General features: G+C 40.3%; 15 protein-coding genes. 13 read left to right on the plus strand and 2 right to left on the minus strand.

Features of this window, described 5'->3' with window-relative positions; genetic code table 11:
- The first annotated feature begins 69 nt into the window (after nt 1–69).
- The 11 genes from F9B91_RS06345 (at nt 70) to F9B91_RS06400 (ending at nt 10,276) form a co-directional block, all read left to right on the plus strand.
- Entirely contained in the window at nt 70–573 is a 504-nt protein-coding gene (locus F9B91_RS06345; protein WP_191962422.1) for a phosphatase PAP2 family protein, read from the plus strand.
- 113 nt (nt 574–686) lie between these two features.
- A complete protein-coding gene (locus F9B91_RS06350; protein ID WP_150922755.1) occupies nt 687–1,133 on the plus strand; it encodes a LytTR family DNA-binding domain-containing protein in 447 nt (148 codons plus the stop codon).
- Nucleotides 1,134–1,137: 4 nt separating this feature from the next.
- Nucleotides 1,138–1,812 (plus strand): LiaF transmembrane domain-containing protein, encoded by a 675-nt coding sequence (locus tag F9B91_RS06355; protein ID WP_150922756.1) that lies wholly within the window; start codon nt 1,138–1,140, stop codon nt 1,810–1,812.
- A gap of 105 nt (nt 1,813–1,917) precedes the next feature.
- Nucleotides 1,918–2,106 carry a 50S ribosomal protein L28 gene (gene rpmB, locus F9B91_RS06360; protein ID WP_001140948.1) on the plus strand — a complete coding sequence of 63 codons (189 nt, stop codon included), beginning with the start codon at nt 1,918–1,920 and terminating at the stop codon, nt 2,104–2,106.
- Between the two features lie 155 nt (nt 2,107–2,261).
- Nucleotides 2,262–2,627, plus strand: coding sequence for an Asp23/Gls24 family envelope stress response protein (locus F9B91_RS06365; protein WP_000216437.1), 366 nt, complete (start codon nt 2,262–2,264; stop codon nt 2,625–2,627).
- 2 nt (nt 2,628–2,629) lie between these two features.
- On the plus strand, nt 2,630–4,297 hold the full coding sequence (locus F9B91_RS06370; RefSeq protein WP_000036655.1) for a DAK2 domain-containing protein: 1,668 nt from the start codon (nt 2,630–2,632) through the stop codon (nt 4,295–4,297).
- Between the two features lie 199 nt (nt 4,298–4,496).
- Nucleotides 4,497–6,197 (plus strand): acetolactate synthase large subunit, encoded by a 1,701-nt coding sequence (locus tag F9B91_RS06375; RefSeq protein ID WP_150922757.1) that lies wholly within the window; start codon nt 4,497–4,499, stop codon nt 6,195–6,197.
- A complete protein-coding gene (ilvN, locus tag F9B91_RS06380) occupies nt 6,190–6,666 on the plus strand; it encodes an acetolactate synthase small subunit (RefSeq protein WP_001253803.1) in 477 nt (158 codons plus the stop codon). The genes F9B91_RS06375 and ilvN overlap by 8 nt, the downstream gene beginning before the upstream one ends.
- A gap of 170 nt (nt 6,667–6,836) precedes the next feature.
- Nucleotides 6,837–7,859 (plus strand): ketol-acid reductoisomerase, encoded by a 1,023-nt coding sequence (gene ilvC / locus F9B91_RS06390; protein ID WP_150922758.1) that lies wholly within the window; start codon nt 6,837–6,839, stop codon nt 7,857–7,859.
- Between the two features lie 113 nt (nt 7,860–7,972).
- Nucleotides 7,973–9,223 (plus strand): threonine ammonia-lyase IlvA, encoded by a 1,251-nt coding sequence (gene ilvA / locus F9B91_RS06395; RefSeq protein ID WP_000952975.1) that lies wholly within the window; start codon nt 7,973–7,975, stop codon nt 9,221–9,223.
- 837 nt (nt 9,224–10,060) lie between these two features.
- Complete coding sequence (locus F9B91_RS06400) at nt 10,061–10,276, plus strand: hypothetical protein (RefSeq protein WP_001130035.1); 216 nt, start codon at nt 10,061–10,063, stop codon at nt 10,274–10,276.
- A gap of 172 nt (nt 10,277–10,448) precedes the next feature.
- Here the strand turns inward: F9B91_RS06400 and F9B91_RS06410 are convergent, their stop codons facing one another.
- Nucleotides 10,449–11,213 (minus strand): amino acid ABC transporter ATP-binding protein, encoded by a 765-nt coding sequence (locus F9B91_RS06410; protein WP_000189476.1) that lies wholly within the window; start codon nt 11,211–11,213, stop codon nt 10,449–10,451.
- Nucleotides 11,213–12,778 carry an ABC transporter substrate-binding protein/permease gene (locus F9B91_RS06415; protein ID WP_150922759.1) on the minus strand — a complete coding sequence of 522 codons (1,566 nt, stop codon included), beginning with the start codon at nt 12,776–12,778 and terminating at the stop codon, nt 11,213–11,215. The genes F9B91_RS06410 and F9B91_RS06415 overlap by 1 nt, the downstream gene beginning before the upstream one ends.
- Before the next feature lie 138 nt (nt 12,779–12,916).
- Here F9B91_RS06415 and F9B91_RS06420 point away from each other — a divergent pair, with 138 nt between their 5' ends.
- Both F9B91_RS06420 and F9B91_RS06425 read left to right on the plus strand, forming a co-directional pair.
- Nucleotides 12,917–14,806: a DUF2207 domain-containing protein gene (locus tag F9B91_RS06420; RefSeq protein ID WP_150922760.1), complete on the plus strand. Its 1,890-nt coding sequence runs from the start codon at nt 12,917–12,919 to the stop codon at nt 14,804–14,806.
- Between the two features lie 61 nt (nt 14,807–14,867).
- Complete coding sequence (locus tag F9B91_RS06425; protein WP_150922761.1) at nt 14,868–15,713, plus strand: undecaprenyl-diphosphate phosphatase; 846 nt, start codon at nt 14,868–14,870, stop codon at nt 15,711–15,713.
- Nucleotides 15,714–15,739: the final 26 nt, after the last annotated feature.

A 15,739-nucleotide genomic window follows, 5' to 3' on the forward strand; every position in this document is an offset into this window, starting at 1 on the left:
CAGCTAGCTTCCTAGTTTGCTCTTTGATTTTTATTGAGTATAAAATTTGAGTAAGTGATGAGAAAATATATGAAAAATTATCAAGAATGGTATGGCCACGTTGCTGCTAATATTAAAAATAAGCCCTTTCTTCTGAGCCTGTTAAGAACTTTCAATCGCTTCATGACAGTAGTCATGCCTATAGTTTATCTAACCTTGTTAGCCACTGCCTATCTCCAAGAAGGACTTGGGAAACAGGTCGGAATCTATTTGTTTATCCCTGCATCAGGTTTTGTGATTTTGTCCTTTCTTCGTAAGAAAATCAATGCCCCTAGGCCTTATGAGGAATGGGATATTAAACCCTTGCTTGACAGAGATAGTCCTGGTCAGTCTATGCCCAGCCGTCATGTCTTTTCAGCCACCATTATCTCCATGGCTTGCTTACATGCTAGTCTAATTGTAGGCTTTATCTTGCTGCTCTTGTCGGTCTTCCTGGGTCTAGTAAGAGTCCTAGGTGGCGTTCATTATCCCAAGGATGTCTTGGTTGGTTATGCTTGCGGACTTGTGTGGGGTGTGATTTTCTTTCTATTTTGATCTGCAAGTTAAGGTAGCCTTACAACCACTTACGTGCCTAAAGTAACCACTTGCTTTTTTGCTCTTGTTTTCTTATTTTACCTTTGATATAGTAGAGTCAGAAAGGAGATGGAATGAAGTTACGAATCGAAATTGACAGCAATTTAGAGGAAACTGAAATTGTCATCAAGGCAGCGGCTTTGACAGATGAGATTGCGGAATTACAGCGACTCTTGCAAGAGTCCAAGTCTCCTAGGTTAATTTTTTACAAGGGGACGGGTGAATATTATCTGGATTTGTCGGAAATTCTCTTCTTTGAAACAGAGGGGAATAGGATTTATGCCCATACCCATAAAGATGCCTACGAAGTTCGGCTCAAACTCTATGAGTTAGAGTCTATCCTTCCTCGCTATTTTAGTCGGGTATCCAAGTCAACGATCGCAAATATCCGGCAGGTTTATTCGGTGGATAAGTCCTTTTCAGGAACGGGGACCATTTCCTTTTATCAGACCCACAAGGAGGTTCATGTCTCACGGCATTACCAATCCCTCCTAAAAGAAAATCTAAGAAACATGAGGTAATAAGATGAAAAAGAAAGCATTTGGTATTGTGTTGCTCGTTTTGGCAGCTTTAATATTATTACAAGGGAATTTTGGAATCCCTTCTCTTGGAGGACAAATTTGGCCCTTGATTGGTATTGCATTTTTTACATATCAATCAGTCGGAGCTTTGTTGCGTCGCCACTTAACTTCAGCCTCTTTTACAGCTCTAGTAGCCTTACTAATTGCCAACCACTTTTATGATATTTTACCGATTCCCAATCAGTCGCTGTTCTGGGCTAGTATTTTAATCGTAATGGGTGTCAGCGCACTCACTCATTCTAACAGAACTTGGAATGGGAAAAAATGGTGGTATGATGGTGAAAAGACTATTCTTACAGACAAAGAGGTCGCTTTTGGGACTGGGACTTTCTACAAGCAAAACCAAGAATTGGTAGAAGACCAAGTGGAAGTTGGTTTTGGCAATGCTAAGATATATTATGACAATGCAGAGATTTTAGGAGATACTGCGACCCTGAAAGTAGAAGTTGGTTTTGGCAATGCAGTTATCTATGTTCCCCAACATTGGCGAGTTGATTTAAAAGTAGAAACTTTCTGTGGTGTAGCAAAGGCAGATACTTCTCTAGCTCCAACCAGTAAAACTTTGACTATCCGTGGAGATGTGGCTTTTGGGAAGTTGGGGATTGTCTACGTTAAATAAAAAAATCTTCCAATTCCCTTGCAAAAAAGAAGAAAGTGTGATAACATAGTACGGTATGTGGTGCTAGCACATCCGCTATATTAGATCTAATAGGAGGAAAACACAATGGCTAAAGTATGTTACTTTACAGGTCGTAAGACTGTATCAGGAAACAACCGTTCACACGCGATGAACCAAACAAAACGTGCCGTAAAACCAAACCTTCAAAAAGTTACTGTTCTTATCGATGGTAAACCTAAAAAAGTTTGGGCTTCAGCTCGTGCTTTGAAATCAGGTAAAGTTGAACGCGTTTAATAATAAAAGTAAGGAGACCTTAGGGTCTTTTTTCTTTTACTGTAGGTATAAAATCATTTGAAAAATAGAGTAAATATCCGCTGATACAGTATTCTGCTTTTACACTTGGGCTGAAATATGATAAAATAGAGTATCAACTAGTTGAGGTAAAAAGGATGACTGTAAAAATTAATACAAAAGATGGTCAAATCGAACTAACAGATGAAGTGATTGCAACCGTCGTAGGTGGAGCAGCAACTGAGATTTTTGGTGTGGTCGGTATGGCTAGTAAAAATGCCCTCAAAGATAATTTCCAAGCCCTTCTAGGTAAGGAAAATTATTCCAAAGGTGTCGTCGTAAAGGCGGCCGAAGATGGCAGTATTGCAGTTGATGTATATACCGTGTTGAGCTACGGAACAAAGATTAGCGAAGTGTCAAAAAACATTCAAGAGCGTGTTCGTTTTAGTTTGGAAAACCAACTTGGAATTACTGCTCAGACTGTAAATGTCTACATTCAAAATATCAAAGTTGTAGGAGAATAACCGTGTCAAAAATTACTACTAGCTTATTTCAAGAAATGGTGCAGGCTGCATCAACTCGCTTGAATAAGCAAGCTGAATATGTCAATTCATTAAACGTCTTTCCAGTTCCAGATGGAGATACTGGTACAAATATGGGAATGACCATTGAAAATGGTGCTAAGGAAGTTGCTGATAAGCCAGCTTCTACTGTTGGCGAGGTAGCGAGTATTCTTGCCAAAGGGCTTTTGATGGGGGCGCGTGGAAACTCAGGTGTTATTACGTCTCAGCTTTTCCGTGGATTTTCACAAGCCATCAAGGATAAAGACGAGCTAACAGGTCAAGACTTGGCCCTTGCCTTCCAATCAGGTGTGGAAGTTGCCTATAAGGCCGTTATGAAACCAGTTGAAGGAACGATTTTGACAGTTTCGCGTGGAGCTGCTATCGGTGCTAAGAAAAAGGCTGAGCAAACAGATGATGCTGTTGAGGTAATGCGTGCAGCCTTGGAAGGTGCTAAAACCGCTCTAGCTAAAACGCCAGATATGCTTCCAGTCTTGAAGGAAGTTGGCGTTGTGGATTCAGGTGGTCAAGGACTGGTCTTCATCTACGAAGGTTTCCTTTCAGCCCTTACTGGTGAATATATTGCATCTGAGGACTTTGTAGCGACTCCTGCCAACATGAGTGAAATGATCAATGCAGAGCACCATAAGTCTGTAGCTGGTCACGTAGCGACTGAGGACATCACATTTGGTTACTGTACTGAAATCATGGTAGCTCTTAAGCAAGGTCCAACCTATGCCAAAGACTTTGACTACGACGAATTCCGTAACTACTTGAATGAACTTGGAGACTCTCTCCTTGTTGTCAATGATGATGAAATCGTCAAAGTCCATGTCCATACAGAAGATCCAGGACTTGTTATGCAAGAAGGTCTCAAATATGGTAGCTTGGTCAAGGTAAAAGTTGACAATATGCGTAACCAACACGAAGCACAGGTTGAAAAAGAAGCTGCTCAAGTTAGCAAGCCAGCTGAAGAAAAAGAGTATGCTTTGATTGCTGTAGTGGCTGGTAAAGGCCTAGCAGATATCTTCCGTTCCCAAGGTGTTGATTATGTTATCGAAGGTGGTCAAACTATGAACCCTTCAACAGAAGACTTTATCAAGGCTGTTGAGCAGGTCAATGCTCGTAACATTATCTTCTTGCCAAATAACAAGAATATCTTCATGGCAGCTCAATCTGCAGCAGAAGTTTTGGAGCAACCAGCAGTAGTGGTGGAAGCTCGTACTTTGCCACAAGGTTTGACAAGTCTTCTCGCCTTTGATCCAAGCAAGTCCATCGAAGAAAACCAAGAGCGTATGACTGCAGCCCTCAGCGATGTCGTTAGTGGAAGCGTCACAACAGCTGTGCGTGATACAACCATTGATGGTTTAGAAATCCATGAAAACGATAATCTTGGTATGGTGGATGGGAAAATTCTCGTGTCAAACCCTGACATGCACCAAACCTTGACTGAAACCTTGAAACATATGTTGGATGAAGATAGTGAAATCGTAACCTTCTATGTCGGTGAAGATGGAAGCGAAGAACTTGCCAATGAAATTGCTCAAGAAATCGCAGAAGAATTCGAAGATGTTGAAGTCGAGATTCATCAAGGTCAACAACCTGTTTACCCATACCTATTTAGTGTGGAATAAGATTAATGAAGAACTGAGAAATCAGTTCTTTTTTCTTTTTGAATAATGAAATCGGTATCTTTTTAATAAAAACAAAAATAACATTCATAAATAAACGTTAAAATAGAAAATTCAGAAAATTTCTTCTTTTGTCTTGAAAATTTTTGAAAAAATGGTATGATAGTAACAAGTTATTTTTAAGAGAAGAGAAAGGGGAACAATGGAGAAAATCAGTTTAGAATCTCCTAAGACGGGGTCGGACCTAGTTTTGGAAACACTTCGTGATTTAGGAATTGATACCATCTTTGGTTATCCTGGTGGTGCTGTCTTGCCTTTTTATGATGCGATATATAATTTTAAAGGCATTCGTCACATTCTAGGACGCCATGAGCAAGGTTGCCTGCATGAAGCTGAAGGTTATGCCAAATCAACTGGAAAGTTGGGTGTTGCCGTCGTCACTAGCGGACCGGGAGCAACAAATGCCATTACAGGGATTGCGGATGCCATGAGCGATAGCGTTCCCCTTTTGGTCTTTACAGGTCAGGTGGCGCGAGCTGGGATTGGGAAGGATGCCTTTCAGGAGGCAGACATTGTGGGAATTACCATGCCAATCACTAAGTACAATTACCAAGTTCGTGAGACAGCTGATATTCCTCGTATCATTACGGAAGCTGTTCATATAGCAACTACAGGTCGACCAGGGCCAGTCGTCATTGACCTACCTAAAGACGTATCTGCTTTAGAAACAGACTTCATTTATTCACCAGAAGTGAACCTACCAAGCTATCAGCCGACTCTTGAGCCAAATGATATGCAAATCAAGAAAATCTTGAAGCAATTATCCAAGGCTAAAAAACCAGTCTTGCTAGCTGGTGGTGGAATTAGTTATGCTGAAGCTGCTGCAGAATTAAATGAATTTGCAGAACGCTATCAAATTCCGGTGGTAACCAGTCTTTTGGGACAAGGAACGATTGCAACGAGTCATCCACTCTTCCTTGGAATGGGAGGCATGCACGGGTCATTCGCAGCTAATATTGCCATGACGGAAGCGGACTTTATGATTAGTATTGGTTGCCGTTTCGATGACCGCTTGACAGGAAATCCAAAGACCTTTGCTAAGAATGCTAAGGTTGCCCACATTGATATTGACCCAGCTGAGATCGGAAAGATTATCAGTTCAGATATTCCTGTAGTTGGAGATGCTAAGAAAGCCTTGCAAATGTTGCTGGCCGAACCAACCGTTCATAACAATACTGAGAAATGGATTGAGAAGGTTACTAAAGACAAGAACCGTGTTCGTTCTTATGACAAAAAAGAGCGTGTGGTTCAACCGCAAGCCGTTATTGAACGAATTGGTGAATTGACGAATGGAGATGCCATTGTGGTCACAGACGTTGGTCAACACCAAATGTGGACAGCCCAGTATTATCCTTACCAAAATGAGCGTCAGTTAGTGACTTCAGGTGGTTTGGGAACCATGGGATTCGGAATTCCAGCAGCAATCGGTGCTAAAATTGCTAACCCAGATAAGGAAGTAGTCTTGTTTGTTGGGGATGGTGGTTTCCAAATGACCAACCAGGAATTGGCTATTTTGAACATTTACAAGGTGCCAATCAAGGTTGTTATGCTGAACAACCACTCACTTGGAATGGTTCGCCAGTGGCAGGAATCCTTCTATGAAGGTAGAACATCAGAGTCAGTCTTTGATACCCTTCCTGATTTCCAATTGATGGCACAGGCTTATGGTATTAGAAACTATAAGTTTGACAATCCTGAGACCTTGGCTCAAGACCTTGAAGTCATCACTGAGGATGTTCCTATGCTAATCGAGGTAGATATTTCTCGTAAGGAACAAGTGCTACCAATGGTGCCAGCTGGTAAGAGTAATCATGAGATGTTGGGGGTGAAGTTCCATGCGTAGAATGTTAACAGCAAAACTACAAAATCGTTCAGGAGTCCTCAATCGCTTTACCGGTGTCCTGTCTCGCCGTCAGGTTAATATTGAAAGCATCTCTGTTGGAGCAACAGAAGATCCGAATGTATCGCGTATCACTATTATTATTGATGTTGCTTCTCATGATGAAGTGGAGCAAATCATCAAGCAGCTCAATCGTCAGATTGATGTGATTCGCATTCGTGATATTACAGACAAGCCTCATTTGGAGCGCGAGGTGATTTTGGTTAAGATGTCAGCGCCAGCTGAGAAACGAGCTGAGATTCTGGCGATTATTCAACCTTTCCGTGCAACGGTGGTAGACGTAGCACCAAGTTCAATTACTATTCAGATGACAGGAAATGCAGAAAAGAGCGAAGCCCTGTTGCGAGTCATTCGACCATACGGTATTCGCAATATTGCTCGAACTGGTGCAACTGGATTTACCCGCGATTAATACTCTTCGAAAATCAAATTCAAATCACGTCAGCTTTGCCTTGCCGTACTCAAGTACAGCCTGCGGCTAGCTTCCTAATTTGCTCTTTGATTTTCATTGAGTATAAAAATATTTTAAATTTGTTAAACCAGCCTAAAAGGCAATAAATAATAGAAAAGAGAGAAAAAACTATGGCAGTTCAAATGGAATACGAAAAAGATGTTAAAGTAGCAGCACTTGACGGTAAAAAAATCGCCGTTATCGGTTATGGTTCACAAGGACATGCGCATGCTCAAAACTTGCGTGATTCAGGTCGCGATGTCATTATCGGTGTACGTCCAGGTAAATCTTTTGACAAAGCAAAAGAAGACGGATTTGACACTTATACAGTAGCAGAAGCTACTAAATTGGCTAATGTTATCATGATTTTGGCACCAGACGAAATCCAACAAGAATTGTACGAAGCAGAAATCGCTCCAAACTTGGAAGCTGGAAATGCAGTTGGATTTGCTCACGGTTTCAACATCCACTTTGAATTTATCAAAGTACCTGCAGATGTAGATGTCTTCATGTGTGCTCCTAAAGGACCAGGACACTTGGTACGTCGTACTTATGAAGAAGGATTTGGTGTTCCAGCTCTTTACGCAGTATACCAAGATGCAACAGGAAATGCGAAAAACATTGCTATGGACTGGTGTAAAGGTGTTGGAGCAGCTCGTGTAGGTCTTCTTGAAACAACTTACAAAGAAGAAACTGAAGAAGATTTGTTTGGTGAACAAGCTGTACTTTGCGGTGGTTTGACTGCTCTTATCGAAGCTGGTTTCGAAGTCTTGACAGAAGCAGGATACGCTCCAGAATTGGCTTACTTTGAAGTTCTTCACGAAATGAAATTAATCGTTGACTTGATCTATGAAGGTGGATTCAAGAAAATGCGTCAATCAATTTCAAACACTGCTGAGTACGGTGACTATGTATCAGGTCCACGTGTAATTACTGAGCAAGTTAAAGAAAACATGAAAGCTGTCTTGGCAGACATCCAAAATGGTAAATTTGCAAATGGATTTGTAAATGACTATAAAGCTGGACGTCCAAAATTGACTGCTTACCGTGAACAAGCAGCTAACCTTGAAATTGAAAAAGTTGGTGCAGAATTGCGTAAAGCAATGCCATTTGTTGGTAAAAATGACGATGATGCATTCAAAATCTATAACTAATTGATAGAGATTAAGGTGAAGGCGAGTTGGGGGACTAACTCGCTTTTATAATCAATTCATCTCTTTTTAAAAGAATGGATTGCGATAAGTATGAAATAGTCTAGGAGAAAATGATGTTAAGTTCAAAAGATATAATCAAGGCTCACAAGGTCTTGAATGGTGTGGTCGTTAATACACCGCTTGATTATGACCATTATTTATCGGAGAAGTATGGTGCTAAGATTTATTTGAAAAAAGAAAATGCACAACGTGTTCGTTCTTTTAAGATCCGTGGTGCCTATTATGCCATTTCCCAGCTCAGCAAGGAAGAACGTGAGCGTGGGGTAGTCTGTGCTTCTGCGGGAAATCATGCGCAGGGAGTTGCCTATACTTGTAATGAAATGAAGATTCCTGCTACTATCTTTATGCCCATTACTACTCCGCAACAAAAGATTGGTCAAGTTCGCTTTTTTGGTGGGGACTTCGTGACTATTAAATTAGTTGGAGATACCTTTGATGCCTCAGCCAAAGCAGCTCAAGAATTTACAGTTTCTGAAAATCGTACCTTTATTGATCCTTTTGATGATGCCCATGTTCAGGCAGGTCAAGGGACAGTTGCTTATGAGATTTTAGAAGAAGCTCGAAAAGAATCGATTGATTTTGATGCTGTCTTGGTTCCTGTTGGCGGCGGTGGTCTCATTGCTGGGGTTTCTACCTATATCAAGGAAACAAGTCCAGAGATTGAAGTCATTGGGGTAGAGGCTAATGGAGCGCGTTCTATGAAGGCTGCCTTTGAAGCTGGTGGACCTGTTAAGCTCAAAGAAATTGACAAATTTGCAGATGGGATTGCTGTACAAAAGGTAGGTCAGTTGACCTATGAAGCAACTCGTCAACATGTTCAAACCTTAGTAGGTGTCGATGAGGGATTGATTTCTGAAACCTTGATTGACCTCTACTCTAAGCAAGGGATTGTAGCTGAGCCTGCTGGAGCGGCTAGTATCGCTTCTTTAGAGGTTTTGGCTGAATATATCAAGGGGAAAACCATTTGTTGTATCATTTCTGGAGGAAATAATGATATCAACCGTATGCCGGAAATGGAAGAGCGTGCCTTGATTTATGATGGGATCAAGCATTACTTTGTGGTTAATTTTCCACAGCGTCCGGGGGCTTTGCGTGAGTTTGTAAATGATATCTTGGGGCCAAATGATGATATCACACGTTTTGAGTATATTAAGCGAGCTAGCAAGGGGACAGGCCCAGTATTGATTGGGATTGCCTTGGCAGATAAGCATGATTATGCAGGCTTGATTCGTCGAATGGAAGGTTTTGATCCAGCTTATATTAACTTAAATGGTAACGAAACGCTCTATAATATGCTTGTCTGAGGACTAATAAAAAAATATCATATTATTTGCACAATTGATGTATAGGTGCTATAATGAAGATGAAGAAAGGGGGCGATTCCTATGGACTTAGGAAATCGATTACGCTATTTCTATCATAACTCATTATAGTACCTATGTTTTTTGATTCAGTTTATAGTAAGGGAGTAAAATTACTTGTTATATGTAAGGAGTTTTTTGAAATCTACTATTTTATATATAGCTAATCTGAAATTTGGCTAAATATAATAGGGATTAGAAAAAATAATCAATACTAATGAGAAGCCTTATACTGAGTTAACTGAGAAGAGTGATAAGATACTAAGAAGATAAAAACAGTGGAAAATGTTGGAAGATAGGATACTATTGTTTCCTAACTACTCATCTTTTTATAGGTTTGAAGAAATAAAAAGGAATATTGATAAAGTAAATAAATAGTACAAGTTGACCAAATGATTGAATGCTGGTGCAGACATGAAAAAGTCTAAAAGGAGAAAAATACTCGTTAGAAATGGTTTAGAGCAGAAGATTATTTTGTCAAATTTTTTTGTTTTACAGTGGAATAAATAATATGAAATAAGATTAGAATATGTCTAGATTATCGAGAATCAGCATCTGTCAAATATGAATATTATTACATAAATAAGATTTAATAATACAATTGTTTTAAAGAACTATAAAAATTGTTTTCGACAGTGAAAAACCTATATATTATAAGCTTTAATAAGATAGCAAGTAAAAATAAGGGCGTTTATTTTATTGAATATATGTTTTTTTATTGACAAAAAGCATAAAAGCGTATACAATTAAATATCGTAAATAAGAAAATAGGAGAAAGACATGGCTAAGTCAAACTTTGAAAAAGTAGAATCAGTTGTTGGCTGGGTTCGTGATAAGAAAATCACAGGCTACCGTATCTCTAAAGAAACGAATGCTCGTGAAATGTCTATCATTGCTCTAGCGCAGGGGCGTGCAAAAGTTAAAAATATTTCGTTTGAAACGGCTCTAGGTTTAATTGATTTCTATGATAAAAATCATGAAAAATTTGAAGATTAATCTTTGGATAATGGTGGATTCTTGAATAGGGTCTGCCTTTTCATTTATAGGATAACAAAAAGACTGCACAATTGCTGCAGCCTTTTCTTTTTATTTGATACTCTTCGAAAATCAAATTCAAACCACGTCAGCTTCACCTTGCCGTACTCAAGTACAGCCTGCGGCTAGCTTCCTAGTTTGCTCTTTGATTTTCATTGAGTATGAGATAACGTTGAAGGAATTCTTTTGTACGGTCTTCTTTAGGATTAGTGAAGAGGTCTTCTGGTTTACCTTCTTCAGCGATTACACCCTTATCCATGAAGATAACACGGTGAGAGACATCACGGGCGAATTCCATTTCGTGGGTTACGACAATCATAGTCAAGCCTTCCTGAGCCAGATCTTGCATGATTTTGAGGACTTCTCCAACCATTTCTGGATCGAGAGCTGATGTTGGTTCATCAAAGAGAATGGCGTCAGGATTCATTGAAAGGGCACGAGCGATGGCCACACGTTGTTTTTGACCACCTGAGAGTTGTTTTGGTTTGGCTTGCCAGTAGCGTTCCCCCATGCCGACCTTTTCTAGGTTTTCTTTGGCAATCTTTTCAGCTTCTGTACGTTCGCGTTTAAGGACAGTTGTCTGAGCGACAATTGTGTTTTCAAGCACGTTGAGATTTTCAAAGAGGTTAAAGGATTGGAAAACCATTCCCAACTTTTCACGGTATTGCGTGAGGTCATAGCCTTTTTCGAGGACGTTTTGTCCATGATAAAGGATTTGTCCATCAGTTGGCGTTTCAAGGAGGTTAATGGAGCGTAGGAAGGTTGATTTTCCGCTTCCAGAGCTTCCGATGATAGAGATGACCTCTCCCTTGTGGACAGTCAGAGAAATGTCTTTTAGCACTTCGTTTTGTCCATAGGATTTTTTGAGGTGTTTAATTTCAAGGATTGCTTGTGTCATTATTTCAAATCCTCCGTTTGCATTTGGTTAGCACCTGTAGTATAGGTATCCATGTCCATGCGGCGTTCGATGAAGCGTAGGATACGTGTTACGGTAAAGGTGAGGACAAAGTAAATCACGGCGATGATTGTAAATGTCTGGAAGTATTGATAGGTTTGCGTTGCCACGGTATTTCCTGAGAAATAAAGTTCGACAACAGAGATAACGTTCAATACAGATGTATCTTTGATATTGATGACAAATTCATTACCAGTTGCTGGTAGGATATTGCGGACAACCTGAGGTAGGACAATCTTACGCATGGTTTGGTTATGAGTCATACCAAGAGCAGTCGCAGCTTCAAATTGTCCCTTGTCAACTGCCAGGATACCACCACGAACGATTTCGGTCATGTAGGCACCGGTATTGATTGAAACGATGAAGATAGCAGCCAGTGTACGGTCAAGGTTGATACCGAAAGCTTGGGCAGTTCCATAGTAGATAACCATCGATTGAACGATCATTGGAGTACCACGGAAAATTTCAATGTAGACGTTGAGGATCCAGCTGACTAGTTTTTGTAGGCCATAAATGGCTTTATTCTCAGAGAGAGGAGCAGTACGGAAAACACCAATGGCAAGGCCGATAATGAGACCTGTGATGGTTCCGACGATAGAGATTAAAAGAGTGATACCAGCACCACGCAAGAGTTGTTGCCAGTTTTCAGAAAGAATTTTAGCAACCTGGCTAAAGAAACTACTGCTAGCCTCTTCAGTTGTTGTGGCTTCGGCAGGTTGTTCCTTGATCATACGATCCATCAGGGCAACTTGATCATCTTTTGAAATGGTTTCAATGCTGGCATTGATTTGGCTAATACGGTTGTCATCTTTACGAAGTCCAATGGCGATAGCTGTGTCTTCTTCTCCAGTCTTGAAACCTGGCTCTACTTGAACCATTTTAAACTTAGAGTTGGCTGCTTCGGCAGTCAGAGCTTCTGGACGTTCAGAAACATAGGCATCAATGACACCAGCCTCAAGTGCTTGGCGCATTTGAGCGAAGTCTCCCATAGCAGTTTCTTTTTTAGCGCCTGAGATTTGTGAAATCAAGTCATAAAGGTAAACACCTTGTTGAGAAGTGATTTTTGCACCATTAAAGTCATCCAAAGATTTGGCATTTGCATAGGCAGAATCTTTTTTGACAAGTAGGACAGGCTCGCTAGTGTAGTAGCTGCTTGAAAAGGCAATTTCTTGTTTACGTTCAGCAGTAGGACTCATACCTGCGATAATCATGTCAATTTTACCAGAAGTAAGGGCAGGAACTAGACCTTCCCACTTGGTCTTAACAACCAAAGGTTCTTTGCCTAAGTCCTTAGCGATTTTCTTGGCGATTTGAACATCATATCCATTAGCGTACTGGTTAGTCCCGTCGATTTTGACAGCCCCATTGCTATCATCGTCCTGAGTCCAGTTAAAGGGGGCATATGCCGCTTCCATTCCGATGCGTAAATATTCATCGGCTTGAGCAACATTGACAAGTCCCAGCATCAGCAAGAGACTTGTGAAAATAGATAAGTATATTTTTCTCATGATTTCTCCTATTTCTAATCTATTAAAAAATAACTGTCTCCTATTTTATCGAAAAAAACTCTATTTTTCAATATGGGTAAGCCCTTACTTGAGAAAAAATGATATAATGATAGCAAAGATAAAAAGGGGGCTTGTTTGATGAAAAAAACTTTTTTCTTACTGGTGTTAGGCTTGTTTTGCCTTCTGCCACTCTCTGTTTTTGCCATTGATTTTAAGATAAACTCTTATCAAGGTGATTTGTATATTCATGCAGACAACACGGCAGAATTTAGACAGAAGATAGTTTATCAGTTTGAGGAGGACTTTAAAGGCCAAATCGTGGGGCTTGGACGTGCTGGCAAGATGCCTAGTGGGTTTGACATTGACTCTCATCCAAAGGTTCAGGCTTCGAAAAATGGTGCTGAACTAGCAGACGTTACTAGCGAAGTGATAGAAGGCGCAGATGGTTATACTGTTAAAGTTTATAATCCAGGTCAGGAAGGTGACACAGTTGAAGTTGACCTTGTCTGGAATTTAAAGAACTTGCTTTTTCTTTATGAAGATATCGCTGAATTAAATTGGCAACCGCTGACAGATAGTTCAGGGGCTATTGGAAAGTTTGAATTTCATGTAAGGGGAGAAAAGGGGGCTGAAAAACTCTACTTCCATACAGGGAAACTCTTTAAAGAAGGAACGATTGAAAAGAGTAACCTTGATTATACTATTCGTTTAGACAATCTTCCGTCTAAGCGTGGAGTTGAATTACATGCCTATTGGCCTCGGACTGCTTTTGCTAGCGCTAGGGATCAGGGTTTGAAAGGGAATCGTTTAGAAGAGTTTAATAAGATAGAAGACTCGATTTTTAAAGAAAAAGAGCAAAGTAAACAACTCGTTACTTGGGTGTTTCCTTCCATACTTTCTATCTCCTTGTTATTGAGTGCTTGCTTCTATTTTATTTATAGAAGAAAGACCATTCCTTCAGTCAAATATGCTAAAAATCATCGTCTCTATGAACCACCAATGGAATTAGAACCTATGGTTTTATCGGAGGCTATCTACTCGACCTCCTTGGAGGAAGTGAGTCCCTTGGTCAAGGGAGCTGGAAAATTCACCTTTGATCAACTTATTCAAGCTACCTTGTTAGATGTGATAGACCGTGGGAATGTATCTATTATTTCAGAAGGGGATGCAGTTGGGTTAAGGCTAGTAAAAGAAAATGGTTTGTCAAGCTTTGAGAAAGACTGCCTAAATCTGGCCTTTTCAGGCAAAAAAGAAGAGATTCTTTCCAATTTGTTTGCGGATTACAAGGTATCTGATAGTCTTTATCGTAGAGCTAAAGCTGCTGATGAAAAACGGATTCAAGCAAAGGGGCGTCAGCTCAAATCTTCTTTTGAAGAAGTATTGAACCAGATGCAAGAAGGAGTGAGAAATCGGGTTACCTTCTGGGGGCTTCCGAATTACTATCGTCCTTTGACTGGTGGGGAAAAGGCCTTGCAAGTGGGTATGGGGGTCTTGACTATCTTGCCCCTATTTATTGGATTTGGTTTGTTCTTGTACAGTTTGGATGTTTATGGCTATCTTTACATTCCCTTGCCAATACTTGGTTTTCTAGGTTTGGTTTTGGCTGTTTTCTATTATTGGAAGCTTCGACTAGATAATCGTGATGGCGTCCTAAATGAAGCAGGAGCAGAAGTCTACTATCTCTGGACCAGTTTTGAAAATATGTTGCGTGAGATTGCACGATTGGATCAGGCTGAATTGGAAAGTATTGTGGTCTGGAATCGCCTCTTGGTCTATGCAACCTTATTTGGCTATGCGGACAAGGTCAGCCATTTGATGAAGGTTCATCAGATTAAAGTGGGAAATCCAGATATCAATCTCTATGTAGACTATGGTTGGCATGGCATGTTTTATCATTCAACAGCACAAATGAGCCATTATGCCAGCGTCGCAAATACAGCAAGTACCTACTCTGTATCTTCTGGAAGTGGAAGTTCTGGTGGTGGCTTCTCTGGAGGCGGAGGTGGTGGCAGTATCGGTGCCTTTTAAAGAGAACTGCCATAGACTGAAAAAGTATGCTATAATGGAAGATAGAAAAAAGGAGTAATCTATGTATCTTATTGAAATTTTAAAATCTATCTTCTTCGGGATTGTTGAAGGAATTACGGAATGGTTGCCGATTTCCAGTACAGGTCACTTGATTTTAGCAGAGGAGTTTATTCAATACCAAAATCAGAATGAAGCTTTTATGTCCATGTTTAATGTCGTGATTCAGCTTGGTGCGATTTTAGCGGTTATGGTCATTTACTTTAACAAGCTCAATCCTTTCAAACCGACTAAGGATAAGCAGGAAGTTCGTAAGACTTGGAGACTGTGGTTGAAGGTCTTGGTTGCCACTTTGCCTTTACTTGCCGTCTTTAAATTTGATGATTGGTTTGATACCCACTTCCATAATATGGTTTCTGTTGCTCTCATGTTGATTATCTATGGGATTGCCTTTATCTATTTGGAAAAGCGCAATAAAGCGCGTGCTATCGAGCCAAGTGTAACAGAGTTGGACAAACTTCCTTATACGACAGCTTTCTATATCGGACTCTTCCAAGTTCTTGCCCTTTTACCAGGGACTAGCCGTTCAGGTGCAACGATTGTAGGTGGTTTGTTAAATGGAACCAGTCGTTCTGTTGTGACAGAATTCACCTTCTATCTTGGAATTCCTGTTATGTTTGGAGCTAGCGCATTAAAGATTTTCAAATTTATAAAAGCAGGACAGCTCTTGAGTTTTGGGCAATTGTTCTTGCTCTTGGTTGCGATGGGAGTCGCTTTTGCAGTTAGTATGGTGGCTATTCGCTTCTTGACAAGCTATGTGAAAAAACACGACTTTACTCTTTTTGGTAAATACCGTATCGTGCTTGGTGGTATCTTATTGCTTTATAGCTTTGTTCGTTTATTTGTATAAGAAAAACCTTGAAGGGGCAACTCTTC

The organism is Streptococcus mitis, assembly GCF_008763935.1.
GTDB classification, from domain to species: domain Bacteria; phylum Bacillota; class Bacilli; order Lactobacillales; family Streptococcaceae; genus Streptococcus; species Streptococcus mitis_DB.